Annotated in this window: 19 protein-coding genes; 3 read left to right on the top strand and 16 right to left on the bottom strand. The window is 34.7% G+C overall.

Features of this window, described 5'->3' with window-relative positions; genetic code table 11:
- The 10 genes from BLS22_RS14320 to ftsE all read right to left on the bottom strand — a co-directional run.
- Window positions 1–258 (bottom strand): helix-turn-helix domain-containing protein (locus BLS22_RS14320; RefSeq protein WP_143011280.1); only part of this gene is annotated, 258 nt, incomplete at its 3' end.
- 118 nt (window positions 259–376) lie between these two features.
- Window positions 377–1,300, bottom strand: coding sequence for an HPr(Ser) kinase/phosphatase (gene hprK, locus BLS22_RS14315; RefSeq protein ID WP_090554970.1), 924 nt, complete (start codon window positions 1,298–1,300; stop codon window positions 377–379).
- Window positions 1,297–3,189 carry an excinuclease ABC subunit UvrC gene (gene uvrC / locus BLS22_RS14310; protein WP_090554968.1) on the bottom strand — a complete coding sequence of 631 codons (1,893 nt, stop codon included), beginning with the start codon at window positions 3,187–3,189 and terminating at the stop codon, window positions 1,297–1,299. Before uvrC ends, hprK begins: the two co-directional genes overlap by 4 nt.
- A 374-nt stretch (window positions 3,190–3,563) precedes the next feature.
- Window positions 3,564–4,202 (bottom strand): flagellar brake protein, encoded by a 639-nt coding sequence (locus BLS22_RS14305; RefSeq protein ID WP_176762202.1) that lies wholly within the window; start codon window positions 4,200–4,202, stop codon window positions 3,564–3,566.
- Window positions 4,203–4,413: 211 nt separating this feature from the next.
- Window positions 4,414–7,245, bottom strand: coding sequence for an excinuclease ABC subunit UvrA (uvrA, locus tag BLS22_RS14300; protein WP_090554964.1), 2,832 nt, complete (start codon window positions 7,243–7,245; stop codon window positions 4,414–4,416).
- A gap of 15 nt (window positions 7,246–7,260) precedes the next feature.
- Entirely contained in the window at window positions 7,261–9,243 is a 1,983-nt protein-coding gene (gene uvrB / locus BLS22_RS14295) for an excinuclease ABC subunit UvrB (RefSeq protein WP_090554963.1), read from the bottom strand.
- A 219-nt stretch (window positions 9,244–9,462) separates the two neighbouring features.
- Entirely contained in the window at window positions 9,463–10,692 is a 1,230-nt protein-coding gene (locus BLS22_RS14290; protein ID WP_090554961.1) for a S41 family peptidase, read from the bottom strand.
- Window positions 10,693–10,878: 186 nt separating this feature from the next.
- On the bottom strand, window positions 10,879–12,012 hold the full coding sequence (locus BLS22_RS15550; protein WP_280139591.1) for a murein hydrolase activator EnvC family protein: 1,134 nt from the start codon (window positions 12,010–12,012) through the stop codon (window positions 10,879–10,881).
- Window positions 12,013–12,042: 30 nt separating this feature from the next.
- A complete protein-coding gene (gene ftsX, locus BLS22_RS14280) occupies window positions 12,043–12,939 on the bottom strand; it encodes a permease-like cell division protein FtsX (protein WP_090554960.1) in 897 nt (298 codons plus the stop codon).
- A complete protein-coding gene (ftsE, locus tag BLS22_RS14275) occupies window positions 12,929–13,615 on the bottom strand; it encodes a cell division ATP-binding protein FtsE (RefSeq protein ID WP_090554958.1) in 687 nt (228 codons plus the stop codon). Before ftsE ends, ftsX begins: the two co-directional genes overlap by 11 nt.
- Before the next feature lie 244 nt (window positions 13,616–13,859).
- On the opposite strand from ftsE, the gene BLS22_RS14270 reads away from it, so the two are divergent.
- Window positions 13,860–14,438 (top strand): 5-formyltetrahydrofolate cyclo-ligase, encoded by a 579-nt coding sequence (locus BLS22_RS14270; protein ID WP_090554956.1) that lies wholly within the window; start codon window positions 13,860–13,862, stop codon window positions 14,436–14,438.
- 205 nt (window positions 14,439–14,643) lie between these two features.
- Here the strand turns inward: BLS22_RS14270 and BLS22_RS14265 are convergent, their stop codons facing one another.
- From BLS22_RS14265 to BLS22_RS14255, 3 genes are all read right to left on the bottom strand, one after another.
- A complete protein-coding gene (locus tag BLS22_RS14265; RefSeq protein WP_090554955.1) occupies window positions 14,644–17,127 on the bottom strand; it encodes a heavy metal translocating P-type ATPase in 2,484 nt (827 codons plus the stop codon).
- Window positions 17,128–17,444: 317 nt separating this feature from the next.
- Complete coding sequence (locus tag BLS22_RS14260; RefSeq protein WP_090554953.1) at window positions 17,445–18,584, bottom strand: YibE/F family protein; 1,140 nt, start codon at window positions 18,582–18,584, stop codon at window positions 17,445–17,447.
- A gap of 702 nt (window positions 18,585–19,286) precedes the next feature.
- Complete coding sequence (locus tag BLS22_RS14255) at window positions 19,287–19,961, bottom strand: hypothetical protein (protein WP_090554952.1); 675 nt, start codon at window positions 19,959–19,961, stop codon at window positions 19,287–19,289.
- A gap of 164 nt (window positions 19,962–20,125) precedes the next feature.
- Between BLS22_RS14255 and BLS22_RS14250 the strand changes: the two genes are divergently transcribed.
- On the top strand, window positions 20,126–20,863 hold the full coding sequence (locus BLS22_RS14250; protein WP_090554950.1) for a response regulator transcription factor: 738 nt from the start codon (window positions 20,126–20,128) through the stop codon (window positions 20,861–20,863).
- Complete coding sequence (locus BLS22_RS14245; protein ID WP_090554947.1) at window positions 20,853–22,241, top strand: sensor histidine kinase; 1,389 nt, start codon at window positions 20,853–20,855, stop codon at window positions 22,239–22,241. The genes BLS22_RS14250 and BLS22_RS14245 overlap by 11 nt, the downstream gene beginning before the upstream one ends.
- Window positions 22,242–22,518: 277 nt before the next feature.
- Here BLS22_RS14245 and BLS22_RS14240 read toward each other — a convergent pair whose 3' ends face one another.
- The 3 genes from BLS22_RS14240 to BLS22_RS14230 form a co-directional block, all read right to left on the bottom strand.
- The gene (locus tag BLS22_RS14240) at window positions 22,519–23,691 is read right to left on the bottom strand and encodes a quaternary amine ABC transporter ATP-binding protein (RefSeq protein ID WP_090554945.1); all 1,173 of its coding nucleotides are present in this window, start codon (window positions 23,689–23,691) and stop codon (window positions 22,519–22,521) included.
- 25 nt (window positions 23,692–23,716) lie between these two features.
- Window positions 23,717–24,601: an ABC transporter permease gene (locus BLS22_RS14235; protein ID WP_244269566.1), complete on the bottom strand. Its 885-nt coding sequence runs from the start codon at window positions 24,599–24,601 to the stop codon at window positions 23,717–23,719.
- A 102-nt stretch (window positions 24,602–24,703) separates the two neighbouring features.
- The gene (locus BLS22_RS14230; protein WP_244269565.1) at window positions 24,704–25,720 is read right to left on the bottom strand and encodes an ABC transporter substrate-binding protein; all 1,017 of its coding nucleotides are present in this window, start codon (window positions 25,718–25,720) and stop codon (window positions 24,704–24,706) included.
- Window positions 25,721–26,278 lie beyond the last annotated feature (558 nt).

Genomic DNA, 26,278 nt, shown 5'->3' with positions numbered 1-26,278 from the left:
TATTTCTCTTAAAGAATATTTTCCAGATAAATAGTCTTTAACAGCGCTTTCCTTTAATTCTTGCGAATACCTATTCCATGTTTTTGATGCTTTTAACCCTTCTATTCCATAAGTATTAAACATATATCGCCAATCTTGAATGGTCCTGTTGTGGACTCCAAATTTTGAAAGAATCTCATTTCTAGTCATCAATCCATCATCGTATGATTTTAGAATTTCGTATTTCTCATCAGCTGAATAACTTTTTCTTTTGCACATAAATATACTCCCCTTAGATAAACAGATTTTATTTTTTAATCTGTCTACCTAATAGGGAGCATATCATTCAGGAGGGTGCTTCAATTCTACTATAATGGAATAAAACAAAAGTTAATAATTATTTTTTCGTAAGATGGTCTAATAAACGATCATTAAAAGCCTGAGCTGCATTATACCCCATCTTTTTTAATCGATGGTTTCTTGCAGCTACTTCTATAATAACAGCTATATTTCTAGCAGGCTTTACAGGTATTACCATTTCCTCTACCTTCATTCCTAATATTTCTCTGAAATTTTCATCTAAGCCTAGGCGATCATAGGTTTTATTAGAATCCCACTCCTCTAACCCTATAACTAAATTAATATCTGTTCTTATTTTAATAGCTCCAACTCCAAATAGACTTTTAACATCCATAATACCTATGCCCCTTACCTCTAGCATATGTTTAGTAATCTCTGGAGAACAGCCCACTAAAAATTCTTGACCTATTCTTTTAATCTCCACTGCATCGTCTGCCACAAATAAATGACCTCTTTTAATAAGCTCTATAGCTGTTTCACTTTTACCAATGCCACTTTTACCCGTAATTAAAACACCAATACCATAGATATCCATTAAAACACCATGAAGGGTTATAGTAGCTGCCAAGCTATCCTCCAGATAATTTACCAGATTACTGATTAATTTTGTAGTATTTAATGTACTTCGCAATATTTTCCTTTGATATTTTTCAGCAGCCCTCATTAATGCTTTAGGTGCTTGTAGATTTCTACTTAATATGATGCAGGGAACATCATAGGATAGAATTTGGTCAAACCTTTCCTGCTTCGTTTTTTCATCCAATGTATTTAAATATCTATGCTCTACTTTACCAATGATTTGGATTCGTTCATAGGCAAAATATTCAAAAAACCCTGCCAATTGAATACCGGGTCTATTTAAGTCGGTTGTGAGTATTCTTGTGTCTTCTCTATCCTGTAGTTGGTTTAATTCTTCAAGGCTAAGGTCATTCACTAATTTCTTTACAGTAATATACTTCATTGATTTTCCTCCCTTCCTGTCAAATCTTTTTTAAAAAAGTTACAAATATTTTCTGCAGCAGTTTTGTTGATTCCCTCAACCTCTAGTAATTCTTCCCTAGTTGCTTCTTTGATTCTATTTATATCTTTAAAATGCTGCATCAAAGCTTTTCTTCTTTTTTCTCCTATTCCTGGAATTTCTTGTAGAATTGAATAAAAAGAACTTTCCTTCCTCAAACTTCTATGATAGGTGATGGCAAAACGATGGACTTCGTCTTGCACCTTAGCTACAAATTTTAACACACTTGAGGTTTTATCGATAGGAAGTTCTCTTCCTTTATAAATAAGACCTCTCGTTCTATGACGTTTATCCTTTACCATCCCACAGACTGGAATGTCAATCCCCAATACAGCTAAGGATTTTTCTACACTATTGATCTGTCCTAATCCACCGTCCACCATAATTAAATCAGGAAATATAGCAAATTTTCCTTCTTCTAAGGTTGTCTGTCCCTCCCCAATGGTCTTTGTCTCCTCCAGTCCTCTTTGAAATCTTCTTAAAATAATTTCCTCTATGCTGCCATAATCATTGACACCCTTTACAGTTTTAATTTTAAACCTTCTATAATCTTTATTTTTAGCCTTTCCATCTTCAAATACAACCATAGATCCCACAGATTCCACCCCTTGAATATTGGATATATCGAAGGCCTCAATACGATAAGGCAGCATTTCTAACGCCATAAGCTCCTGCAATTCCTTAAGGAGTTTTTCTTTTTCTTCTTTTTTGCGTTTATTAATTTCCTTTGTTTCCTCCAGCATTAGTAGGGCATTTTTCTTTACCATATCAATCAACTGCTTCTTTTCTCCTTTTTTAGGTACCCTTAAAGTTACTTTATTGCCCCTTTTGCTAGTTAGCCAGTCTTCAATTACTTCAATATCCTCCAGCTCCTCTTCTATCAAAATCTCTTTTGGAACAAAGGTCATATTGTTATAAAATTGCTTTAGAAAAGAGGATAATATTTCTTTAATACTTTCCTCTTTATTGGTAGAAAGGGTAAAATGTTGTCGTTGTACTACTTTACCCTTTCTAATGAAAAATACCTGAACATAGCTCTCCTCATCACCTTTAACAGCAGCAATAACGTCTTGATCTATTCCATTGATAGATACAACCTTTTGTCTTTCGATAATGCTGGTTAAAGCCTGATATTGGTCTCTATATAAAGCAGCCTTTTCATAATTCAGCATTTTAGCGGCATTCTTCATTTTTTCTTCTAGTTCCTTCAATAACTCATCTTCTTTGCCGCTTAAAAATAAAATAATCTCTTGAATTAGTTTCATATATTGCTCTTTCTGTACCCTGCCGGTACAAGGTCCTAAGCATCTTTTTATATGGAAGTTTAGGCAGGGCCTTTCTCCCTTTTCTATAGAAGCACTGATGTTTCTTTTACAGGTTCGTATGGGAAACAACTGATTAATAATATGAAGGGTTTCGTTTAGGGCGGTTATATTGGTGTAGGGTCCAAAGTATTTACTGCCATCCTTAATAAATCTCCTGGTCTTCATAACCCTAGGATATTCTTCCTTCATAGTAATTTTTATATAGGGATAGGTTTTATCATCCCGTAGAAGAATGTTATACTTAGGTTTATTTTCTTTAATTAAATTACATTCTAGTATTAAAGCCTCTAACTCCGTATCTGTAACAATATATTCAAAGGAAGCTATATTACTGACCATAGCCCTTACCTTAGGTGTTTGATTTTTTAGAGACTGAAAATACTGTCTTACTCTATTTTTAAGGGATATAGCTTTCCCCACATAAATAATTTCATTATCTTCATTCTTCATTAAATAAACACCGGGTTTATCCGGCAGTATTTTTAGCTGTTGCTGTAAGTCAAACATAAAACTCCTCCTACTAACGGTAACATAAAGCAATGATATAGATGTTTATCTATACTATTTATACCTTTTTTATTGCATTTCATGTATAATATTATATACTTTAACGCTACTCCAAACAAATAATATTTTATTTATATTGAAATTCAGGGGATAGACAAGAAAGGCAAAAAAATAACAATAGAGCAGCACTTAGACCATCTTAATAGAGAGGTTTTTCATCCTCTACAGGTAAATACAGATGTTCATGTGCTGCTTCATAAAAATAGTCACTATAAGAAGTAATCCTCCAGGATGTTAGAGTTGAAGGGATGGTGGGCCTAACTATAACAACGAAAATTTACATAGGAGGTATCCTTATTGACGGTTATTTTGTTTTATACACATTGTTTTTGCTTTAATTTTAACTGGACTTTGTTGGTATAGGCAATGATTTTTTGTTGATCACTATGACTAAGCCCTATAAATTCACAGCCTAAATCTCTATTATCATTGTTGGTAGATTCTATATTTCTAAGGACCTTTACTGTCAAAACTAAAGGATCATTATTTAATAGCAACTCAAAAACCAACACCGTTCCAATTGGTATAAACAACTCACTACTTAACAATACTCCACCACCACTAATATCCTTAACAGTAGCAATAAATCTCTTGTTGCTGTTGATTTTTTTGTTATTATAGCCTATTAAGAAGCAATTTACTTGAAAGTCTGTGGGAACTCTTGCATATTTTCTTCTTTGGAGGATTTCAAACTCATCAGGTTTTGGCATCATTAAAATTAACTTTCCTTCTATACAGCCTTTAATTACCCCATAAAAAACACATATGTTTGCATCACTAGGTATGGTGCATTTCACTGTTTTCTCCTGCTTTTGTATATACTCGCCCTCAATGTCCACTACTATATATTCTTCCTCCACACCCGAAATTACACCCCAAAAAGATAAATAGGGAGGAATAATATCTATTTCTAATTTGATTTTTCTGCCTATCTCCACATAATTTCCATACATATTATTCCTCCATAATTGTGACATAACCTTTTTGTAAATTTAATAGATATGAATGATATATGTTTTTATCTTTAACTCAACCCTATTGATATTTTCATTGTAATTTTATTAGAAAGCAATTTTACTTTTTTTACCTAAGCTACTATTATTTTACTATATTTAGCTTTTTTATTCTATAGTTCTTTTTTCTTAACTAGTTTAATTGATACTTTTAGGATAAAATTTTCCTTAAAAATCTTCCGGTATAGGATTCCTTAACTTCAATTATTTCTTCTGGAGTTCCCTCAGCAACGATTAATCCACCACCACTTCCACCTTCAGGCCCCAGGTCAATAACATGATCAGCTGTTTTGATAACATCTAGATTGTGTTCAATAACTAATACTGTATTCCCTGTTTCCACTAGTCTTTGTAGTACCCCTATTAACCGATGAATATCTGCTATATGGAGTCCAGTAGTAGGTTCATCTAAAATATAGAGGGTTTTTCCTGTGCTTCTTTTGCTTAGTTCACTGGCCAATTTAATTCTCTGGGCTTCTCCTCCAGATAATTGGGTGGAGGGTTGACCTAGTTTAATATAGCCTAATCCTACATCATATAACGTTTGTAATTTATTTTGGATTTTCGGTATGTTTTCAAAAAATAGTAACCCTTCCTCTACATTCATTTCTAAAATATCTGAAATTGTTTTATCCTTATATTTTACCTCTAATGTTTCCCTATTATATCGTTTCCCCTTACATACCTCACAAGGCACATAGACATCAGGAAGAAAATGCATTTCTATTTTTATAATACCGTCACCACTACAGGCTTCACAACGACCACCTTTTATATTGAAACTAAATCTGCCTTTTTGATATCCCCTCATTTTTGCATAGGGAACTTGAGCAAACACCTCTCGAATATGATCAAACACTCCAGTATAGGTGGCGGGATTAGATCTCGGAGTTCTACCAATAGGTGATTGGTCTATCTCAATTATCTTGTCTATATGCTGTAGTCCCTCTACAGCATCATGGGCTCCTGGTCTATTTTTTGCTCTGTTTAACTGTTGAGCAATTTTTTTATAAAGTATTCCATTCACTAGGGTACTTTTTCCTGATCCCGACACTCCTGTTACACAATTGAATACCCCCAGTGGAATATTTACATCAATATTCTTAAGATTATTTTCTCTAGCTCCTTTAATAGTAATCCACTTCCCATTTGGTTTTCTTCTTTCACTGGGTACTTCTATCTTTTTTCTTCCACTTAAATATTGGCCTGTGATAGAGGCTTCTGATGCCATAATATCCTTTATAGTACCCTCTGCAACCACATGACCTCCATGGATACCAGCCCCAGGACCTATATCAATAATATGATCTGCACACATCATAGTATCTTCATCATGCTCCACCACAAGGACAGTATTTCCAATATCCGTTAAGTTTCTTAATGTCTTTAGCAGTTTGTCATTATCCCTTTGATGTAGACCTATGCTGGGTTCATCTAATATATAAAGTACTCCTACTAAGCTTGAGCCTATTTGAGTTGCCAGCCTTATTCGTTGTGACTCGCCTCCAGACAAGGTCCCAGCATTTCTGGATAAGGTTAAATATTCTAAGCCAACATCCTGTAGAAAGTTTAATCTTTCTTTTATCTCCTTTAAAATTTGCTTTCCAATAAAGGCTTTTCTTTCATCTAATTGTAACCCATCAAAAAAGTCTTTCGCTTCCTTTACCGACATCTCTGTTATCTGGTGAATACTTTTATCTGCCACAGTTACGGCTAGGGCAATATCCTTCAGCCTTGCACCCTTACAACTGTTACATGGCATTTCTGCCATACATTCTTCTATTTTATCCCTCATATAATCAGAGTTGGTTTCTTTGTATCTTCTCTCTAGGTTTGAAATTACCCCTTCAAAATAGGAGGAGTAGGTTCGGACACCCCCGTATTTAGATTCATATTGAAAGGAAATTTGTTTACCTCCAGTACCGTATAACAAATCCTCAAGGAAGTCTTTAGGCAGGTCCTTCACCGGCGTATCTACATCCACTCCATATTGTTGTGCTAAGCTGTCCATCATTTTAAAATAATAGGTGTTTTCTCCATTACCATTGGAACCACTCCATGGGTCAATAGCCCCCTGTCTAATGGACAAATTCTTATTTGGTATCACCATCTCTGGATCTACGATTTTCATGTGTCCAATACCATTACATTCTGAACATGCGCCGAAGGGACTGTTGAAGGAAAACATTCTGGGGGCCAGCTCTTCAATGCCTATACCATGATGGGGACATGAGAATTTTGTTGAAAATAAATGTTCTTCTCCACCTATAATCTCTGCAATAACCAAGCCTTCTGTTAGCTTCAAAACAGTTTCTATAGAATCAGCTACTCTTTGATGAGAATCTTTTCTAATTACAATACGGTCTACCACCACTTCAATGGTATGTTTCTTGTTTTTCTCCAATTTTATTTCTTCGTAGATATCCCTTATCTCTCCATCTATTCGAACCCTTACAAATCCTTCTTTCTTTATTTCCTCCAATAGTTTTTGATGCTCTCCTTTTTTGCCACGAAGAACGGGAGCCAATAGCTGTAGCTTTGTCCCTTCCCCAAAGGTCATAATCTTATCAACAATTTGTTCCACCGTCATCTGACTAATTTCAATACCACATATAGGACAATGGGGAATTCCCACCCTTGCAAATAAAAGTCTCAAATAATCATAAATCTCTGTTACCGTTCCTACCGTAGAGCGGGGGTTTTTACTGGTGGTTTTTTGGTCAATAGAAATGGCGGGGGACAATCCTTCGATATACTCTACATCTGGTTTTTCCATTTGTCCTAAAAACTGTCTTGCATAGGCAGAAAGACTTTCAATATATCGTCTTTGACCCTCTGCATAAATGGTATCAAATGCCAGAGAGGACTTCCCTGATCCAGATAATCCCGTTATGATCACAAACTTATCTCTAGGAATTTCAATGTCAATGTTTTTTAAGTTATGTTCCTTTGCTCCTCTTATAATAATTTTATCCTTTGCCACTGTTACACCTCTTCTTTATAGTAGTTGCTTCTTCAAGCCTTCAATTTCATCCCTTAGCTTAGCCGCCTTTTCAAATTCTAGGGTTTCAGCAGCCTGAAGCATCTCAATCTCTAATTCTTTAATAATTGTCTCCAATTGATCCTTCGAATATTTCTTGTCCTCTTTCTTGTTGACCTTATACTGGGATTCTTCCTCCGCCACCTTTGTTGCTTCAATAACATCATATACCTTTTTCTGAATAGATTGGGGTATAATATTGTGCTCTTTATTATAATCTATTTGAATAGTTCTTCTTCTTTCGGTTTCATCAATGGCGGTTTTCATAGATTTGGTTATCTTATCACCATACATAATAACCTTACCTTCTGCATTTCTAGCGGCTCTACCAATTGTCTGAATCATAGAGGTTTCTGATCTTAGAAAGCCTTCTTTATCAGCATCTAAAATTATTACTAAGCTTACTTCTGGCAGGTCTAGACCCTCCCTTAGCAGGTTGATTCCGATTAATACATCAAAAACACCAAGACGTAAATCCCTGATAATTTCCATTCTTTCCATTGTTTTAATATCTGAATGAAGATACCTTACTTTAATGTCCATCTCCTTCAAGTAGTTGGTTAAATCCTCTGACATTTTCTTGGTTAAAGTTGTAATTAATACTCTTTGCTTTTTTTCTATCCTTTTGTGAATTTCTCCAATTAAATCATCGATTTGTCCCTTTACAGGCCGTATCTCTATAACAGGATCTAGTAGACCTGTAGGTCGAATAATCTGTTCTGCAACCTTCTGACTTTTTTCTAATTCATAGGGTCCTGGAGTAGCACTTACATATAAAATTTGATTGACTAGCCCTTCAAATTCTTGAAAATTTAAAGGTCTATTATCATAGGCTGAAGGTAATCGAAAGCCATGATTTACTAGGGATTCTTTTCTAGAACGGTCACCCCCATACATGCCACGGACCTGAGGTATTGTAACGTGGGATTCATCAATAATGATGAGATAGTCCTCTGGAAAATAATCTAATAAAGTATAGGGTCTACTACCAGGGCTTCGCTTGGTCAAATGCCTAGAGTAGTTTTCTATCCCCTGGCAAAATCCTACTTCCCTTAACATTTCAATGTCATACATGGTTCTCTGTTGAATCCTTTGGGCCTCCAATAATTTATCATGCTCTTTAAAATACTTTACCTGTTCTTCTAGCTCCTGCTCTATATTTTTAATGGCGTCCTCCACCTTATCAGCACTAGTTGCATAATGGGATGCAGGAAAAATAGAAATATGATTTCTTAATCCAATAACTTCCCCTGTAAGGACATTTATTTCCGTAATTCGATCAATTTCATCTCCAAAAAACTCTACCCTTATGGCATTTTCTGAGGAGGAGGCTGGAAATATTTCTATAATATCTCCCCTCACACGAAAGGTTCCCCTTACAAAATTAATATCATTCCTCTCGTATTGTATATCTACCAATTGCCTTAATACCTTATCCCGATCTTTTTCCATACCTGTTCTTAAGGAAACCACTAGATTTTTATATTCCTCAGGGTCCCCTAAACCGTAAATACAGGAAACACTGGCCACGATAATAACATCTCTTCTTTCTAAAAGGGCCGAAGTAGCTGAATGCCTAAGCTTGTCTATTTCATCATTAATAGAAGCATCTTTTTCAATGTAAGTATCGGTATGGGCCACATAGGCCTCTGGTTGGTAATAATCATAATAGCTAACAAAATATTCTACAGCATTGTGAGGGAAAAATTCTTTAAATTCACTACAAAGCTGAGCTGCCAGCGTTTTGTTATGGGCTATTATCAATGTTGGTTTTTGAACCTTTTCAATAATATTTGCCATAGTAAAGGTCTTTCCAGATCCAGTAACCCCTAGAAGGGTTTGGTGCTTTAAGGAATTCATAATGCCTTCACTTAGCCCCTCAATAGCCTGAGGCTGATCTCCCGTAGGTTTGTATTGGGAGCTTATTTTAAACTTTTCCATGACAAAACCCCTCTCACTTCTGTTGACTTGTACTATAATTGCATCCTATCATCTCTTTAATAAGGTTAACATAATGTCGCAAGCTTGTTAACTAGTAAAATTCACCTGTCTGTTTTAGAACTAATGTTCGATAGGCCTATTATACCCCTCCACTATTACCCTGTCAATATTTACCCACTTTCATAAAAAAATCCCCAGAATTCTGAGGATTTTTTTATATTAGTTTCTATCTGTTATCATTTTTTCCTTTATGGTGTCAATAGCTTTCTGAAGCTGCGTATCTTGATGTCTTTCAACAGTTACTTCATTTCTTAATTCCTCTGGTAGTTCTACTTCAATATGGGGTTCAACTCCCTTACCATGGATATTGATACCATTAGGGGTAAAATATTGAGAAATAGTATACTTAAATCCAGTTCCATCCTTTAATGGCTTTACCTGTTGCACTAACCCTTTTCCAAAGGTAGTTGTACCTACAATGCTACCTCTGTTACCATCTTTTACAGCACCTGCCAAGATTTCCGATGCACTGGCACTACCTTTATTTACTAAAACTACTAAAGGTAAATCTATTTGTTTTTTATCAGATTTTTCTACTTCCCTTGTACCATGTCTATCCTCTGTGTAGACAATCACTTGCTCCCCTAATATCATGTCAGCAATTTCTAAACACTGGCTTAATAGCCCACCTGGATTATTTCTTAAGTCAATGATTAATGCTGCTGCATTTTGTTTTTGTAATTCGTTTATATGGGTTTTAAAATCTTTAGCTGTTTGTTCATCAAACATAGATATCCTCACATAACCGATATTGTTCTCTAGCATCTCTGATCTTACTGTGTGCAATCGAATTTCTTCCCTTCGAATGGTTACATCAAAGGGTTGTGCCCTACCTTCCCGCCATATGGTTAAGGTCACCTCTGTCCCAGGCTCTCCCTTCATCAATTCAGCAGCATAATCTAATCGTTCACCGGATACAGATTTTCCATCTACGGAAATAATTTTGTCCCCCGTGGCAATACCAGCCTTTTCTCCTGGAGTATCCTCTATAGGAGAAACCACCATCACCAACCCATCATCTCCAGATGTTATAATAACTCCAATACCACCATAACTTCCTTGATTTCTGGTCATCAATTCAGTAAATTCCTTCTCCGTCATATACGTAGTATAGGGATCTTCTACACCTTGAAACATTCCCTTAATAGCAGCTTCCACCAGTTTTTCTTCATCTAGTTCTTGATAATAGTTCTTTGCCAAAAAATCCTTTAATGTAAATAATTTATGGTATTCATCCCCTAATCCTTGATAATATTCATAGGTTGCTTTTGGAATTAACATTTTTTGTCCTAAAGGTATTGCAATGAAGTTCCCAACAGTTATATTTAGTAGGGTAGTTAAAATAACCAAAACAACAGCACCTAAAAAAGCTTTTCTTTTACTAATCATAAAATTCTCCCCTCTTATGCTTCTACTTCTTCTATCATTTTATTATTTTACTATTTTATTATTTATATTGTTTCATTATACATCAAGGAGTAAAACTTTTCAAAATGCAGCAAAAGCCAAGGCATAAAACCTTGGCTTTTATTACTATTTTCCTCTGGGGAAGCAACTGACTCCAAATCAAAGCCCTTAATTTCCTCTTACCCATGGTATAGGATCTTCCACTTTACCATTTTTACGGACTTCAAAGTGTAGATGTGGTCCTGTGGACATTCCTGTACTTCCAGCTTCAGCAATTTTTTGTCCTCTTGTAACCTGAGTTCCTACAGATACCGTTAATCTAGAGTTATGGGCATATAGCGTCATAATACCCCCACCATGATCAATAATAATTGTTCTACCATAGCTTCCCTGAGTTCCTGAAGTAATAACCCTTCCAGCAGCAGCAGCTACAATAGGGGTTCCTGTAGGTGCAGGAATATCTATCCCCGAGTGGAATCTTTGGGAACCTAGTATTGGATGGATACGGTTACCGAAGGGGGATGAAATTCTAGAGTATCCTGGAACAGGCCATGCCATTTTTCCACCAACATATTCACCACTAGACTGGAGCTTTCTTAACTCATCCTCTAATTTTTTAGCTTCTCTCTCCAGTGCATCCAATTGCTTAGCTAATTCCACCCTATCTTGCTTTAACTCTTCCCTCAATCGCTCTTGCTGTCCCCTAGAAACCACTAATTGGTTTTGTTTTGTCTCTACGTTATTTCTTAAATTCATTAGGGTTCTTTTTTCATTTTCTAATTGAGCCTTCTTATCTTCTATCAAGGCTTTTTTCTCTTCCAGCTCTTTTAACAATTCAACATCATGATCTACAATTCTCTTCACCATGTCTAGATTACTCAAAAGCTCTGTAAAGTCTCGGGAATTCAGCAGCACCTCTGCATATCCAACTGTACCGTTTTTATACATTACCCTAAGACGTTCACCTAATACATCCTGCTTATCTTCAATATGTTCCTCAGCCGCTGTTAGCTCCTGTGTAGTTTGGGTAATTTTCTTTTCGGTATTGTTAATATTTTTTTTAAGCTTTTCTATTTCATTTTCTGCATTTTCTATTTCTGCCTCTAATTGTTGGAGTCGTTCTGTAATACTCCGCTGTTTTTGATCATTTTTCTTTAAAGCATTATTTACTTGTTGCTGTTGATTGTTTACATCTTTAAGTTGATTGTTAATGGTATTGGTCTGGTTTGCAAAGCCTGTTATAGTTGATATAGCAATAAATAGTATAACGATAAAACTAATAATATGTTTCTTCTGCAGCACCAACTGTCCCCCCTCTTTGTCTTTAGATTTTTACACTTGTAGATGTTTTCTTAAAGAGATAATACTACCTAACGCTCCCACACCAGCCCCTAATACGGTAAAGATAGGAAGGGTTTTCCCCATCATTATATCTACCGGCACTATATAAGAGCTAGCCATGACATAAAATCTTGATGTAATTAATTCAAAGGTATATTGATATCCATAGTATACTATACCTAAGGCCAGTAGGGCTCCGATTAACCCTAGTACCATCCCTTCTAGGAGGAAGGGCCATCGAATAAACCAATTAGTAGCTCCTACGTATTTCATAATATTGATTTCTTGTTTTCTAGCATTTAATGTTAGTTTAATCGTATTTGAAATAATAAACATAGCTACTAAAATTAAAATTAAAATTAAAATCAACCCAATATTTCTAACAAAGGTAGCAATTCTTAACATATTGTCTACTATATCCTTGTGATACTTAATTTCCTCAATGCCTTCAAATTCTCTTATTGTACCCACTACAGCATCGGCTATTTCAATGGTATCTAAATGAATAATGTAGGAATTCGGCAGTGTGTTATTTTCTAGAACCTCAAGTAAATAACCTTGTTCTCCCCACTGTTCCTTCATTTTACTTAATGCTTCTTCCTTAGATTCATAGTCAACAAAATGTACACCCTCTATATCTGCTATTTGTTGTCCTAATGAAGATATTTTTTCCACCGATAAGTCTTCCTCTAAGTAAACCTGTACTGTATCAAATTGCATTTGAGCTATATGGGATAAATTATTAATATTTAAAACAATTGTAATAATAACACCTAGTACAGCTAAGGAGGCTGCTACTGAACTAATAGAAGCGACGCTCATGCCTCTGTTCCGCCATATTCCAATAAATCCTTGTTTCAGCATATAACTGACGGTTCTAATCTTCATAATCGTATGCCCCCCTATGCTCGTCTCTTACGATTCTGCCTTTTTCTAATGCAACAACCCGTTGCTGCATAGTATCAACAATGTCTTTAGCATGGGTAACCATCACAACAGTAGTACCTCTTCTATTAATTTGTTTTAATACCTTCATAATTTCCCAAGCAGTTTCTGGGTCTAGGTTTCCAGTAGGTTCATCAGCAATTAAGATAGATGGATTGTTTACGATGGCCCTTGCTATAGACACCCTCTGCCTTTCTCCACCAGAAAGCTGATGGGGGTATTGTTTTGCCTTGTCGCTCAATCCCACCATACCTAAAATCATAGGAACCTGTCGACGTATTTCCTTAGAAGATGCTTCTATAACTTCCATAGCAAATGCGATATTTTCATAGACGGTTTTATTAGGCAATAACCTAAAGTCTTGAAAAATAACACTAAGATTTCTTCTTAAATAGGGGATTTTTCTTTTGGATAGTTTCGTTATGTCTTGATTTTCTACTAATATACTGCCTTCAGTAGGCTCCTCCTCCTTTAATAATAGCTTAATAAAGGTAGACTTCCCAGCACCACTGGGACCTACTAAAAACACAAATTCTCCTTTTTCAATGTTTAAATTGAAATTAGTTAATGCTTGAATTCCTTTATTATATGTCTTGTTTACATTTTTAAATTGTATCAAAAATCATCAACTCCTGCCTAACATTATTATAACTTCGACATAAAACTTTTTTCTCCTGCTGAAAACAACAGAAAATACTAGTAAAAACTTCCTATTTAAAACAATATTCCTTACTTAAAACCTCATTTATCGACTTTTATTTCTTTATTCATTATAACAGTAATCCACTATGAAATTCAATTGAATTGATTTCCAAGCTTGTGTTACAATTATCATATATTGGAAATATTAAGGAGGTTATGACTTGAAAAAACATTTAAGAAATCAATTATTAGAAAAAAGAGATTCTCTAACAGAATCCCAAATATTAGAGAAAAGCTCTGAAGTTTTTCGACAACTAAAGGATTGTCCTATTTATATAAAGTCTCAACAGGTGATGTTGTATCTTTCTTTCCGTAGTGAAGTAAGGACAGAGGATATAATAAAGGATTTATTTCAACAGGGGAAGAGGGTTTTTATCCCCCTAACCCTACCTAAAACAAGGGAACTCATCATATCGGAGCTGCTAGATGTAGAAAAAGATTTAGAAATAGGGAATTTTGGTGTCTTAGAGCCAAAAAAAGAAGCAATTCGCCCAGTAGATCCTTCAATTTTGGATTTAATTATTGTGCCGGGGGTAGGTTTTGATCAAAGGGGTTATCGTGTAGGCTATGGTGGAGGATACTATGATCGCTTTTTGCCTAAGCTTGACCCATCTGTCCCTACAGTTGCTCCAGCCTTTGAAGTACAGCTTATAGATAATGTTCCCACCGATTCCTATGACTTTCCTGTACAATATATTGTTACAGAAGACCAATTTATCGATTGTAAAATGTATAGATAATGGCTGTAGCAAAGGGAGCTTTCTCCCTTTGCTAGGGACAACACTCGTGAAAAGAGTCTATGTTTTATTGCATTTACTACAATTGGTTGAAACCATTAATATAGTTATAGTAGAACACTGGACAGATGGAAAAGTCTTTGATTAATCAAAAGTTCTTTATAAATAGTAGGAATCCCCCTGCATTTATGAAAATACAGGGGGATTCTTATCTTTTTACCTTATAGCTTGGTTCAATGTTAACCTTTTTCAATCTTAATGAGTTATAGACAACATTTAAGGAACTAATAGACATAGCTGCTGCACCAATCATAGGATGTAATAATCCCAACATAGCTACTGGTATAGCTAAAGCGTTGTAAAACCATGCCCAGAAGTAATTTTCTTTAATCTTCCTGAAGGTAGCTTTAGACAACTTTATAGCAGATACAATACCACTTAATTCACCTCTTACCAAGGTTACATCAGCAGCTTCAATAGCAATATCAGTTCCTGTACCGATGGCAATCCCCACATTGGATTGTTTTAAGGCTGGAGCATCATTGATACCATCTCCTACCATTGCTACGATGTCATATTGCCCTTGAAGTTTTACCACCTCATCGACTTTACCATCAGGTAATACTTCTGCAATAACATGGCTGATTCCTACCCTTTTTCCAATAGCTGCGGCAGTTCTTTTATTATCTCCCGTTATCATAGCGGTTTTAATACCCATATTCTCTAGTTCTTTAATAGCTTCAATAGAATCTTCCTTCAATGGGTCCGCCACTGCTATAATACCTAGCAACTTATTTCCCTTTGCCACCATCATGGCGGTCTTAGCTTCTTCTTCTAACCCTACTAGCTGATCTTCATATGTTTCATAAGAAACATTGTTCTCTACCATTAACTTTCTATTTCCTATCAGTATCTTTTCTCCATCAATGACCCCTACTACACCCATACCTACAATTCCATTAAAATCCTTCACTTCACCTAAAGAGATGGATTGATTTTTTGCTCTCTCTATAATTGCATGGGCTAGAGGGTGTTCTGAACCTTTCTCTATGCTACCAGCATAGTACAGAATTTCCTTCTCATCAACACCATTTGCTGTTATCATATCTGTTACTTCTGGTTTTCCCTTTGTAATGGTTCCGGTTTTATCAAAAGCAATAGCTTTTACATCTTTAAATGTTTGTACTGCTTCTCCATTTCTAATCAAAATCCCCTTCTCGGCACCTATACCACTACCTACCATTAAAGCTGTAGGTGTTCCTAACCCTAAAGGGCAGGGACAAGCGATAACTAAAACAGCTGTTGCTGTAACAAATGCTAGGGTAAGGGGGGTTAAGTCAGAATTTACCCAGGGTAAGAATTGCCCTCCCCACTCCATAATACTTCTATGGAAATCTGGGAATAGATTAAAGGAAACAAAGGTTCCTATAGTTAGTAAAATAATAATTGGTACGAAATATCCAGTTACTGTATCAGCAAATTCCTGTATTGGCACTTTTGATCCTTGACATTCTTCCACCATTTTAATTACCTGGGATAAAAAAGTATCCTTGCCTACTTTAGTTACCTCTACCTTTAATAAACCTTGCTTATTTAAAGTGGCACCGATCACTTCCTGACCTTTTTCCCGTTTTACCGGCATAGATTCCCCAGTAGCCATAGACTCATCTACTAAACTACTACCATCTACAACAATTCCATCTGTAGGGATTTTTTCACCGGGACGAATCACCATAACATCTCCTACCTGTAAATCCTTCACTGGAACTTCTATTTCTTCACCATCAATAATAATTTTTGCAGTTTTTGCACCCATTTGAATCAGCTTCTTAATAGCCTGAGAAGCCCTGCCCTTAGCTCGAATCTCTAAATATTTACCAATCAGGTGAAAACTCATGATGGTTGTTGCCATTTCTATAAAGGTTTGTATTGGAAAGAAGAAGCCCATTAATCCAATTACATAGGGGGGCAATGATCCTAAGCTTACCAGAACATCCATGTTGGGGCTTTTGTTTTTTAATGCTTTGAAGCTTGCTTTATGGACATGTAATCCTGTGCCAAATATAATTGGTAACCCTAATACAGCTACGATAGGTAAATATCCAGGAATCCTTTTAATAAACATATGAATAATCATTAGTCCCATAATGGCCCCAGTAAAGATAAGGGAGGTTATCATAGTTTTTTTAGCCTTCATTACCTTAATTTCATCTTCATCAATTTCATCTTTATTTTCTTCCTCCTGCAAAATCAATTCATAACCTAAAGATGAAATTTTTCTTTGGATATCCGTTAAGCGGATTTTTGTAGGAGTATACTCGATGGTTGCCTTTTCTACTGCAAGGTTTACATTTGCCGATAGAATTCCTTCCATTCTATTTAAAGCTTTTTCTACACGATTTGAACAAGCACTGCAGGTCATACCTTGAACCTTTAGAGTAACTTTTTCTTTTTTGTCTTCTATTTCTGCCGATGCTACATAACCTAATGTATTAACAATATCGACTATTTTTTCTACAGGAATTTTTTCTTTATCAAATTCGATTTGTGCCTTTTCTGTTGCAAAGTTAATAGATACATGAAGAATACCTTCTGTTTTATTTAATTTTTTCTCTATGTTTGCAGCACAGCTGCTACAGGACATGCCTTGAATTTTCAAACTCATTTTTTTTATATTATTGGACTGTGGCATTTCTACAACTCCTCTCTGTTTTTGTTGTCTTCTCTACTACTGCACAGGTTCCTCCACTACTTTTATCATTTATTGGAAAATCAATAGTAATATTTAACATACCCTTTTATAAAATATATGGTATACCCCCGTTAGGTATATTATACCCCCTATGGGTATAATAATCAATGGTTTTTATGAAGTTTTTTTATTTATAAATATAGGGTCAATCTATTGATTGACCCTATATTTATAATCATTTCCATTGTTACAGTTGATTAGAGTGGCTTTTAAAGATGAAAAATTTATACCTCTCAAGTAAATCCGTTGGTATATATCTACACTGTTTTTTCTTTATCTTTATCCTTATGGAATTTCTCGGTTAATACTCCAGCTACTATGGCGGTTAAGGGAATACATAAAATTAATCCAATGCTTCCAGCAAAGGCTCTAATAATTTCTGTTGCAATAATATCTAGATTAATAATTTTTGTCAAGGAATCCTGATATGCTGTAAATAAAAGTAATAATGGTATAGTACTCCCAGTATAGGCTAGAATTAGCGTGTTAGACATAGTTCCCATAATGTCCTTACCAACATTCATTCCTGCCATAATCAATGGCTTTGTTTCTATATTAGGATTAGCTTTTTTAATTTCCTCCATAGCAGAGGCAATAGACATACCTACATCCATCACAGCTCCTAATGCTCCCATGATGATTCCTGCAAACAATAATCCTCTAAAATCAAAATTCACTCCTTGAGGAATATACATCAGCATCATGGCTTCTTGAGAAGACATCCCCGTAAGACTTACCTTGGTTCCAACTATATATGCTATAATTCCTGATACAAATACTCCTCCCAATACTCCGATGATAGCAGCATAGCTTTTTGTATTGACACCTCCTACTGTCAAGATGGTAATAACCGTTATGGCAATAGATATTCCGATGGTCAGTAATATAGGACTATATCCTGCTAACAATCCTGGAAGTAATACTTTTAGAATCAACACAAGGGTTAAGGTTAAGGTTAGAATCGTCTTTAAACCTTTAATTCCTCCTAATAAAACCAATAAAACTATAAATAAAATAGCTATAATATATATATAAGTATCCCTTAAATATTCAGATATATAAACCTCTACAAGCCCATCACCAAAATCTTCAACTGTTATCAAAACCTTATCCCCAGGCTCCACAATAATATCATATCCAAAACTCCCAGTAAGACTATGAACTACTTGAAATTGTTCCCCCTTATACTCTCCAGAAAGTACTTCTAAAGTCACCAGCATACTTTCTATAAAAAAATCATTTTCTAATGCAGCATCATCTAAGGTCTCTACCTCTAGTATTATAGCCCGTTCAATAACCGGTTCTGTATCTACATACTCATCCATAGCGGATACTGTATTGCTACCTATACCCATAATTATTATCATTATCAGTATAAGAAATGTCAGTTTTCTCATGATAGATTTCCTCCTTATCTTCTGTATCCTTTTGTTTCTGTTATAGTATAACATATCCTTCAAAAATCCTCTATGTTACATATGAACAATCCCTTTCCATCCTTCTTGTAGTAAAATAACAGGTACAGTTGATTGTCTGCCTGTGCTGAAAGAGGAGTTAACATGTCTCAAAAGAATAAAGGCAATCAAAAACATTTAGCACTATCGCAGAGAGTAGAAATTGAAAAAGGATTACTCTCTGGACTATCATTTGTAAAAATAGTAACAAGATTCAAGCACCATTTCTAAAGAGATAAGAAGGCATATTAGCATAAAAGTAAGGAAAAATCAATTTGATTCCATTCCATGTGGTAGTAGAAGTAGTTGTAGTCAAATTAACCTTTGTTCTAAGAAATGTCCATCAAAATACAAGGTATGTATAGCTATATAAAATGTTGATACATAAAAAGATACACTGCATACCAATTAATTTCATGACACCAAAATAATTGATTTATCCCAATAAGTCAACAGCCCAACTAATTCTATCCTTAATCGGATATAAACTTAGTTGGGCTGTTTCGTTTTGCTTTTAATAACTCTCTCATTTAATATTTTCCAAATTTACTACTTGCTTTTTTAGTTGAAGTAACAGCATCACTATCCCTACACTCAGCAAGATATGACCTATACCTGAGATGTTGGCAATAGCTTTTTAATCGTTTATTGCGACTCTTTAAGCTCTTTTCTAAATTCACCAAAGCCAATAAAGACAACCCATAAATAAGCTAGAGTCTTTGGAATCATCAACATACCAATGAGCATGTGCACATGTGCCCAAAGGACTACGGGAATATAGAATCCAAAAGATAAAACTACCGCAAGACTTATTTTCAAAGCATTGTTATCATTTTTCTCTTTACCTTTTTTATAAAAGAGTACAATCATAATGAGTCCCATAATGGCAAAAGGAATATTACGATAAATTGCCCATGTAATTGATGACTCATATAAAAACCATTGGTTTTGTGGGAAGAAACAAAGAGCGATACGAATAACTACTAGGCTCCAAATAATCAAATCTAACTTTTGTACGTTTTTAACATCATATCTGATTTTCCATAGGCTGTATAAAATCAGATAGAAAATCGTCATAGTAATGGATGTTACAAATTTTCCAAACCCTAAAGCCGCGGCGTGACTTTCAAAACCTGTGGTCATAAGAGAAATTACCCTTGGAATCAAATGAAAAGCATCTCCAAAGCCTAGAGTAACAGCCATGATCCCAAACCACTTAAAATAAGGGTTGTTTTTGGATTTACTAATCATGATGAATCCAATAATGATTACTGTTGTTAAATAACTGAAATGAAAAATAGGTTCCATAATTGCTTGCATAAAAATTCCCCCTTGTAATTATTTTATTGAGTTAACATCCTAATTATAAATGTCTATGATGAAGTTCATCTTAAGGATATTATAAATCCATCTTAAATATTTATTTAGAATGGATTCATGGATTTAAAAGAGGTATGATATAATTGTAAAAAAGGAGGAGGAAGATGATTCAAGGTAAAGAACAACCAATTATACTGATTATTGACGATGAAAAAGAAATCGCCAGTCTTTTAGAAACTGTTTTAAAACGAGAGGGATTTGAAAGTGTTCATACTGCTTCTACAGCAAAACAGGGACTTGAAGCATTTAAAAAACTGATGCCAGATCTCGTACTCCTAGACATTATGCTTCCTGATGGGGACGGTTATGAACTATTTAAAGACTTTCAAAAAATAAAATCTGTGCCAATTTTATATATTTCTGCAAAAAATGAAGAAGTGGATCGACTTTTAGGTTTTGCATTGGGTGCTGAAGATTATATTACAAAGCCTTTTAGTCCTAAAGAAGTGGCTTACCGAGTAAAAGCAAGACTCAAGTATCTAAGCTCTACTTATATAGAAGAAAAAGAAATTCAAAAAAAAGAAATGTTCTGTTTTGGAGATATTTGTATAGATCCTGATGCTGGTGTGATTCGTAAAAAAGATAAAGTTCTTGACTTTACAGCAAAAGAATATAAAATATTGCTTTATTTTACTGAAAATCCAAATCGAATTCTCAGTAAAGAAATGATTTGTCAAGAAATATGGGGTGAAGATTTTTTTGGCTTTGATAACACCATCTCTGTACATATCAGAAAAATTCGCCTTAAAATAGAAGATGATCCTTCCAAGCCCCAGTGGATTCAAACAGTTATTGGCCTTGGCTACAAATTTGTAATAAACAGGAGGGCTTATGAAACATAAAATAATGATTCATTATGCAGTTTCCTTCTTTGTTGCAGCTTTATTTTTAGTCATTGTTAATGTTATGTATATGCAGAACTCAGTCTATCAAAATGAACAGTTATATCATTTTGATGCAGACCCCTATTTAAATCAAATAATTAAAGGCATTAATTTAAATGCATCTTCTGAACTCGAAATGACCCTTGATTTAAGTGAATATTTAAGAAACCATGGGATTGGTATTCAGATTATAGATGAACAATTTAAAGAAGTATTTCAAGCAAATAACCATTCAAGAGACATTCAAAGGTTTTATACACCTGAAGAGCTGATAAATCTTTATGAAAGTCATTCTACAACTGCTTTTATTAGAGGCCAAAGAATTGAAAACAAAGATTATACAATACTAATGTTTATGGACCCCAGTCATGTAAGAAGGAGACTTTACACCTATGATGTAGCTCTTGTAGGGGCAACATACAATCCTATTTGGCTTATTGGCATGAATGGGATTTTGTTGCTTTTAATCAGTTATATGTATACTAACAGAATCAGTCAACCTATCAACCGCATGAATGAATGCATCATTAGATTATCAAAAGGCCATTATGACGTTGAAAGTCCTGGCAAGGGTATTTATAAAAACGTTGAAGTTGCAATAAATACACTGGCAAAACAGCTCCAAATATCTCAGCAAGAAAGAGCCCTTGCAGATGTCGCTAGGGAGGAGTGGATATCAAATTTATCCCATGATATCAAAACACCTTTAACATCCATGATGGGTTATGGAGAGTTGTTAGGAGATCCTGAGTACCCACTAAGTTCTGAGGAACGAAACAAATACAAAGAAATTATATTAGAAAAAGGCGCTTATATAGAGAATCTTTTAGAGGATTTAAATATGGCCACTCGTTTAAAGCATCAACAACTGCCATTAAATATGGAACCTGTAGAACTTATTTCTGAAATAAAAGTCATTTTAATTGATGTCCTTAATACAGGGTTTAATGAAGAGAATGTGTCCTTTACCCATACTGAGGATCATATAAAACTAAGTGTAGACCGAAGATTATTTAAAAGGGCACTTGTTAATTTAATACACAATGCCTTTGTTCACAATGAAAGACCAGTGTCTGTAAAAGTTCACGTAGAAGTTGAGGATACATCTTGGGTAGCAATCCTCATAGAAGATGATGGTATTGGGGTAAAAACAGAAGAATTACCTAGAATCTTTACACGCTATTATCGAGGAACACATACCAATACAAAAAAGGAAGGTAGTGGTTTAGGTTTAGCCATTGCTAAAGACATCATCGAAGCTCACAAAGGTAATATAACAGTAGAGAAAAGCAGTCTTGGAGGACTTAAAATAATCCTAAAACTAAAAGTGAGTTGAGGTTTGTCATCCTGAAGGCAGTGAAGGATCTAGCCTTTGAGATCTAAAACTAAGATCCTTCGTTATCACTCAGGATGACTGTACCCTAGCATTTCCATATTTTTTAAATATCAACATTTATCATGAACAGAGCCTTTAAATAAAAGAATTGATTTAATTTCGGTTATTGGTTTCAAAATAAGCAGGTAACCAATTTAGTTAGCTAAATTGTGTTAATCCCTTAGTTGCTTCACCTAAAGTCTACCGCTAAATCTTCCAAAGGAAGACTTTTTTATATTTATACTAATCCAGATAATACCGATACCCTCACAATAATACCTAATAGCTTCTGGGTTTCATCCACAACAGCTATAGGGTATTTAGTGTCAATAGCCTTTGGTATTAAATCTTGAACATAGGTTTCTGTATCTGTAGTAAAGTAATCTTCTCTTATAATATCCTTTAAGGTTTTATTTTCTTTAATGGCTTCTATTGTATCATCTATCGTAATAATCCCTTGTAGTTTTCTATTCTTATCAACAACAAAAACACTGGAGATACCATGATCCTTCATTGTCTTCATAGCAACTTTAGGTCCATCCTTCATAAATATCAGTGGACTAGGCTTGTACATAATATTTTTTACCTGTACAATTTTAGATCTATCTATATCTCTAATGAAATCCTCAATATACCCATTTTCAGGATTAGAAAGAATTTCTTCTGGAGTTCCTATTTGTATAATTTCTCCATCCTTCATTACAGCAACTCGATCTCCAATTTTAAAGGCTTCATTAACATCGTGGGTAATGAAAATAATAGTCTTTTTTAATTTAGCTTGAAGATCTAATAACTCTAGCTGCATATCTCGACGAATTAACGGGTCAAGAGCACTGAAGGGTTCATCCATCAACAGAATATCTGGATCATTGGCTAGGGCCCGTGCCAAACCTACCCTTTGCTGCATTCCACCACTTAATTGATGGGGCATTTTTTCTCCCCATCCCTCTAACCCCACAGCCTCCAGCATTTCTATAACAATTTTTTGTCTTTCTTCCTTAGGGATATTTTTTACTTCTAAGCCATATTCAACATTTTGTATTACATTTTTATGACTAAAAAGTCCAAAATGTTGAAAAACCATAGCCATCTTATTTTGTCTAAACTGTCTAAGTTCTTCTTTATTGTATTTTACAATATCTTCTCCATCAATAAAAATCTTTCCTTTTGTGGGTTTATTCAAGAGATTTAAGCATCGAATCAAAGTAGACTTGCCACTACCAGAAAGTCCCATGATAACAAAAATTTCTCCTTCATTAACTTCAAAAGATACATTGTTAATACCGACAGTCTGACCTGTTTCTTTTAGTATTTTATCTTTGGATATACCTTTTTCTAATTTTTTAAGAGCAGCCTTAGGGTTTTTTCCAAAAATCTTTGTCAAATTTTCTACCTTTATTTGTATTGACATTTTCTATCTCCTACCTTTTGCTTTTCTATTTTTCTACCTTAAATTTATCAGCTATACCTTGGGTCAGTCTATCGATAATAATAGCCATAATAACAATAGCTAGACCTGCTTCTGTTCCTCTAGCAATATCAATTCTATTGATAGCCTGCAATACTTCTCTACCTAAACCTTGGGCACCAACCATAGAAGCAATAACCACCATTGACATTGCCATCATGGTAGTTTGATTTACCCCCGTCATGATAGTTGGTAAAGCTTGAGGTAATTCTACTTTAAACAAAATCTGCCAAGGTGATGATCCAAAGGAATGGGCAGCCTCTACCATTTCTTTAGAAACATTACGAATACCTAGATTTGTTAGTCTTATCACTGGGGCAATGGCATAAATAGTAGTGGCAAACACAGCTGGAACCCTTCCCAATTCAAATAGCATAATAGCTGGAATTAAATAGACAAAGCTTGGCATTGTCTGCATACCATCAAGAATAGGTTTTATAATCATTTCAACTTTAGAACTATAACCCATAATAATACCTATTGGTAGACCTAGAATTAAAGACATAACAACGGAAGTTAAAACCACAGCTAAGGTTGCCATCATTAAAGACCATAGTCCAAAGGACCCCACCAAAAATAACATAACTGCAAAAATAAGTCCTGAAGACAGTTTTTTTATCCGCCATCCCATTATGAATACCCCAATAATAACTAACCACCAGGGTAAATATTGTAATCCACTATCAACTCTTAATAAAAACCATAATATCCCTTCTTCTAAAGCGTTAAAAAATCCTGCAAAATTATTTATAAGCCACTTAATAAAGTGATCTACATAAATACCAAATTCAAACTTCAAAAACTCTGGAAATTGATTCATATCTGTATTGACTACCTTCATGAAAGTAGTCAAATTTCACCTCTCTTTTAAATTGTTTTGGCTATACTTGTGATGAATTTGTATTTTCACTAACAAATAGTGAACCTTTTAAAGTTCACTATTTGCTACCAAAAACTATTTATTCAATGATTCTTTTACTAAATCTGCCACTTCTTCCGGTACCCAAGTTGTCCATAATTGTTGGTATTCATTTAAAAACCATATAGCAGTTTCTTCTGTAGTTCCATCATTTTCTTGCATATAAGCCAATGCTTCACTGGTTATTCCACTACTTGTAGAATAGTTTTGTAAAAATGCTGCAATTTCTGGAGCATCCTCCTGTAAGCTTGAACCAATTGCAATGGTAACATCTACTGGAGGTAGTTCAGTACCATACCCATCTAACCATTTCTCTTCATCATAAGGAATGTCCCCCAATAATGTCATATCATATTGCCCAATGACCCATGTCGGTTCCCAGTAGTATCCTACCCAAGCTTCTCCTCTTTCATAGGCACCCACTATAGAACTGGCTAATGCAGCATCAGAACCAGGACTGAAATAGTTATAGGTTTCATTTAATCCAGAATTTTTTACCTTTTCTTGTAAAATACCATCTATCTCCCATCCAGGAATAGCGCCGTAGAGTCTTCCTTTACTTGGATCTTCTCGATCTTTAAAAACCTCCCAGTACTTTGGTAAATCTTGAACTGTCCTCAAGTCTGGGGCCATTGGTTCAATCCCCCTTTCTGGATCTCCTTTTATCACATAGGTTGGAACATAAAAGCCTTGAGCACTATCATCAAAGTTAATGGAAGCCTCTATAACCTCTCCCTTTGCAATAGCTTCTTCATAAGATTCCTTAATATTATCAGTCCATGCCTCCATAAGTACGTCAACGCTGCCATTTCTAAGGGCTGTAAAAGTAATAGGTGTTGATCCTATTTCTACCTCTGTACCGTAACCATATCCATGTTGTATAATATAGCTTGCTACCTCATTATGGAAGGCAACACTATCCCAACCTGGATCAGCAAAAACAATTGTTTTCTCGGCATCTTCACTTGTGCAACCAGTTATTAATACAAATAGTAAAACTGATAATAAAACTACACCTACTTTTTTGTAGGATTTTTTCATTAAGAAATTCATTTTATTTCCCCCTTTTTATATGTTTAAAAAATAAGACTTCTTTTAAAAGTCATTATTATTCTTAAGTTGTTACAAAATTTAAGTAGTAAATTATTGGATATAAATATGATTAAACTCCCTTGTATAAAAACTTGAAAGTTGATTTTAGAAAAACAAGTAGGAGAGACCCGTCCATCTAATGCGCAAAATAGAAAAGAAATGAATATAAACTTATAATTATACGCCATGGGTTTTCATGCTAATTTCTACTATATTTTATAAAATAAATTTAGCCCTTATATTTCAGTAAATAAAATGACAAAAAAATCTATAAACCGACTTCTGTAGGATGTCTTTTTATTCCTATTAAACATTATTGTATAATTATAACATACAAGCAATTTTTTTAAAAATTTGATTATATGGAATAAACAAGTGTTAACAGGGTTTACAAAAAAATAGAACTGATATCCTCAGTTCTATTTACATATCCTCCCATATGCTCCCATTAAAACAATGGTTTAATTTGATAGGTAACTTGATTGTCTACTATATTAAATTCAATATAGTGGGATCCCC

Origin of the sequence: Natronincola ferrireducens (assembly GCF_900100845.1) — a bacterium.
Taxonomy (GTDB): Bacteria; Bacillota; Clostridia; order Peptostreptococcales; family Natronincolaceae; genus Natronincola_B; species Natronincola_B ferrireducens.
The sequence above is the reverse complement of the archived record's forward strand: the minus strand, read 5'-3'. Positions and strand labels throughout refer to the sequence as shown.

Bases quoted from the DNA above. Each gene is read 5' to 3' on its own strand.
- BLS22_RS14230 (WP_244269565.1), bottom strand. From the start codon at position 25,720: ATGAATTTCTTAATGAAAAAATCCTACAAAAAAGTAGGTGTAGTTTTA.
- BLS22_RS14290 (WP_090554961.1), bottom strand. From the start codon at position 10,692: ATGATTAGTAAAAGAAAAGCTTTTTTAGGTGCTGTTGTTTTGGTTATT.
- BLS22_RS14305 (WP_176762202.1), bottom strand. From the start codon at position 4,202: ATGTATGGAAATTATGTGGAGATAGGCAGAAAAATCAAATTAGAAATA.
- BLS22_RS14255 (WP_090554952.1), bottom strand. From the start codon at position 19,961: ATGCAAGCAATTATGGAACCTATTTTTCATTTCAGTTATTTAACAACA.
- BLS22_RS14240 (WP_090554945.1), bottom strand. From the start codon at position 23,691: ATGTCAATACAAATAAAGGTAGAAAATTTGACAAAGATTTTTGGAAAA.
- BLS22_RS14265 (WP_090554955.1), bottom strand. From the start codon at position 17,127: ATGCCACAGTCCAATAATATAAAAAAAATGAGTTTGAAAATTCAAGGC.
- uvrB (WP_090554963.1), bottom strand. From the start codon at position 9,243: ATGGAAAAGTTTAAAATAAGCTCCCAATACAAACCTACGGGAGATCAG.
- BLS22_RS14260 (WP_090554953.1), bottom strand. From the start codon at position 18,584: ATGAGAAAACTGACATTTCTTATACTGATAATGATAATAATTATGGGT.
- BLS22_RS14245 (WP_090554947.1), top strand. From the start codon at position 20,853: ATGAAACATAAAATAATGATTCATTATGCAGTTTCCTTCTTTGTTGCA.
- ftsX (WP_090554960.1), bottom strand. From the start codon at position 12,939: ATGAAGATTAGAACCGTCAGTTATATGCTGAAACAAGGATTTATTGGA.
- BLS22_RS14250 (WP_090554950.1), top strand. From the start codon at position 20,126: ATGATTCAAGGTAAAGAACAACCAATTATACTGATTATTGACGATGAA.
- uvrC (WP_090554968.1), bottom strand. From the start codon at position 3,189: ATGTTTGACTTACAGCAACAGCTAAAAATACTGCCGGATAAACCCGGT.
- hprK (WP_090554970.1), bottom strand. From the start codon at position 1,300: ATGAAGTATATTACTGTAAAGAAATTAGTGAATGACCTTAGCCTTGAA.